This is a genomic window from Clostridia bacterium, assembly GCA_014360065.1.
Classification (GTDB): domain Bacteria; phylum Bacillota; class DSM-521; order Neomoorellales; family JACIYF01; genus JACIYF01.
Genome location: JACIYF010000188.1, coordinates 1 through 3,499, shown reverse-complemented (window position 1 = coordinate 3,499; position 3,499 = coordinate 1). Strand labels below are relative to the sequence as shown.

Annotated in this window: 2 protein-coding genes; both read left to right on the top strand. The window is 48.1% G+C overall.

Translation table 11 applies throughout. The features are described 5' to 3' along the window. The first annotated feature begins 140 nt into the window (after nt 1-140). A complete protein-coding gene (locus tag H5U02_14690) occupies nt 141-671 on the top strand; it encodes a hypothetical protein (GenBank protein ID MBC7343668.1) in 531 nt (176 codons plus the stop codon). Next, nucleotides 646-3,499 (top strand): hypothetical protein (locus H5U02_14685; protein MBC7343667.1); only part of this gene is annotated, 2,854 nt, incomplete at its 3' end. The genes H5U02_14690 and H5U02_14685, both read left to right, overlap by 26 nt.

Genomic DNA, 3,499 nt, shown 5'->3' with positions numbered 1-3,499 from the left:
GTGTGCTTGGTTGACGACGGGGTGCTAAATGCGATGCTGAAGGAATGTGAACAGCGCTTTCCCTGGTTTGAGGTTAAAGCAGGTTGGGGATACTTCGTCCGTCTTCATCGACCTCCTAACCTTACAGAGGATGTTTAAATATGGTCGACTGGATCCAACTTCATAACAAGGTAAAAGGGGCAGCAAACTTGCAGCTATTAAACTCTAGCCAGCGAGCAGCTTTTTTCTCTATACAAGAAGCAGTACGTTATGCCAACCGGATTAACCTTTATGGCGAATCTGGCGCCGGAAAGACATTCTTGGGCTGGGTATTGGCCCAAGAGCTGGGGGCGTTATATCTGCCTAGCCCATTTAGTCAAGCCCAAAAGGCAGAATTGATAGTTGTCGACGATGCACCTTCTACCCGTACGGAATCCCGGGTCGTCTACGATTATGCTTTGGAGTTTGCCAGCAGCGTCGTGCTTCTGACTCGCGAGCCAATTGATGACCAGATAATCCGACTACGATTAAGCCTCACTAGTGAGGACTTGGTGTTTGTTGGTAACACACTTAGAGGTTTTGGGGGGCCACTAAGAATAGTTGCTGCATTGGAGCCAGGGTTGTTATGGAACTATTTCCTTGTTCTTGCTAAGGGGGGTGGGGAATGTGCCCCTAAAGGATATAGTACGTAAAGATCCAATTATTACGACCGCTACTGTCCAAGCCATACGAGATAATCCGGTTAGTTGCGAGGAGCGATATGGCCGGCATTACGCTACTTACGTTTCGATTCCTGAAGTACGTGAGCGTTGGGATCGCGTCATCGCCCGACTTTCTGCTGGGCGTCCGGTTCTCGGAGCCGTTTATGGCCCATATGGCTATGGGAAGACTGGAGCTGCTATAGAGCTCTGGTCTGTTAGCGAGGATTCTGAAGTGGTGTCTACTCCTCCTTTTATGTGCACGATGGCAAACGATATTTTGGAAGCTGCTCATGCCTGGGTTATGTATAGGATCAAAGATCGTCGTCCGGAGCTGCTCGAGGAGCTTGGGGAGATATACCAAGATCTTCGGTTGCGTACTAATGAAGAGTGGGTTCATGAAATAGCTCAGGCACACGGTGTCTCGCAAGACAAGGCGCGCCAGATTCTACTTAGCTTGCAGGAACAAGGGGGCCTCCGGCTGGATGCTTTGCCTTCAAATGTTCTTAGATACTTAAGGAAAGCTACGGATATTGTTCTCCGGGCTGGATTCAAGGGATTGTTGGTTATTCCGGATGAGTTTAAACTCTTTGCTGAGTTTAGCTCCGACAGCGATGCTAATATTAGTCGTCTGACCGAACTGGTTTGGGGCGTACTGGAGGAAGACTGCCCTCTGGGATTAGTATTTTTTATGCCCGAGGATAAGTTTTCTGAGATTCGCCTCAAGAGCGGAGATATTACTCAACGGATGGGTGCTCACCAGGTTGTCTTAAACCTACACCAGGTCTATGGTGCACCTTTTCCAAAGACGCTTTGGGAGCAGATGTCCCGAGTCTTCAGCCTGACAGTTGAAGAAAGGGCTAGCATTACTGAAGAGGTACTGGTAGCGCTAGGGCAGTTTTGTACCAGAACAGACTTCTTTAATGGCCCCCGATCAGTGGTTGCTACGTTCAAGCGGGCGGCTCTTAAATATCAAGATACGGGCGAGCCATATAACATCTTTGACTTTGTAAAGGACTATACTTCGGGGATCATAGTATTTGATGGCAAAGAATCTTCAACTAAAGGTGCGTTATCGACCTTAATCAACCTCCATGAGCACGAAGGTCTCAAGGCAGAGCGGGCCATTCAGCTTCTTGCTGCATTTCCAGATGGGTGTCCTGAGCAAGTGGCTGAAAGTTATGGCTTAAAGGATCAGTTAGATAACATAACAAGAAAGCACCTGGGGGACCACGTAATTACTCAGGTACTTGGGCCTTGTCTAAGGGTTTATAGAATTGGAGAAGAACAAGATGTAATCGCAGAGAATCTCAGGCATTTCCGAAAGCACTTTAATCCTAAGGATGCTAGCATCAGGCGAGCAACTCTTCGTGCATTCTGGAACTTTGTGCTCCCAACCATCTTGCACGAGCGCAAGGGGAGCGGAATTGTAGGTTGGACGGGATACTCTGAATGGCCACATACCAACGGGATCGGTGATTTCAAGGAAGTTCTTTTGGTGGGGGGTCCTTCCAAGGAGTATCCCTACCGCAAGGTCAATCTGCGCGTTACTATCGACCAGAAGTATTGGGACGTTGATACCCATGATGTACACCTTGGAATTTCAATCCTCCTTGATCCGTCTGAAGGGGCGACGCACAGTGTAGAGTTTACGGGTCCTAAGGAATGCCGTATCCGCCTTGCTGTTGGGCGTACCATTGACATGCACCAGATTCCTGGGGACATAGCTAGACTACGAGACATATTTCTGCCGCGGGATGTAACGCCGCTACTTCTTCTCTCTATTTGCAGTTTCCTAGACCGAAATATCCTTCGATCTCAGGCCATCGGAGAACAGGACAAGAGAGTTGCACGATTTATGGTAGAAACTAGCATAACTCAGCGGGTTATAAAGGAACTTTTCTCTGAGGAACTGCGATCCAACTCGCCGTACCACAATCTCCCTATCGGGGAAACTTTTCTGGAACAGTTATTAGCTGAAGTCTTTGCCAAGATGTTTCCTGATTATGTTACGTTAAAAGCAGTCCCTGCGCAGATTCTTGAGAGGTATCTACAAGCCCTGGATGGTTCGGCTGAGCCTACACTCTCTCTTGCCCAAAAGCGCGGCCACCTAGAAATAACTGACACAAAGAGTAGGATTGCCAATAAGTTTGGGTATACCAGCCACGCCACTTTCCGGGAGACCGTGAGGAGCCAGTGGGTAAGCCTGATGGATCTAGTTGACTGGCAGGGAGCCCGCGAGGACAGCAAAGCATCTATCCGTCTGAAACTACATCCTTTGGAAAAAAAGGTGTTGGAAGAGCTTAGGGCAAGCCAGTACGGAACCATGGTACAGGGGAAGAAAGTAAAAGCCATCCCCATGACTTCAGTATATAGCCAGGCAGCTGAGATGGGCTATCTGGAGGACGAGGTTGACTATATCGTTCGCCTTTTGGTTGCTCGCGGTTATTGCGGTCAGATTGAGATTAAAGGACAGAAGGTATTGCATGAGAGCATACGTCAGCACACAGCCTCTGAGCTCTTACAAGCGTATCACTCTTTTGGTAAGGAACTTGCGGAGCTATGTGCAATCGATAAAACAGAGCCGGCAAGTATCTTTGGGAGTACAAAGTGGGAATTGTTAGATGATATTAACCAACTTGTTGAACAAGAAAAAGCGAATCAAGAGATCGAAGTTGCACTCGATGAGAAGCAACACCAGCTGGACCTGGTAGCTAGTATGCTCAAACAATACGTAGCAAGTAGGGTTGTTGACATAGCAGGGAAGATACATGGGCAGATTCAGCTAAGCATTCAAGGAAAGAGTCGTCCGTTTCCTACTT

Excerpts from the sequence above, each read along its gene's own strand:
- H5U02_14690 (MBC7343668.1), top strand. The coding sequence starts at position 141 with ATGGTCGACTGGATCCAACTTCATAACAAGGTAAAAGGGGCAGCAAAC.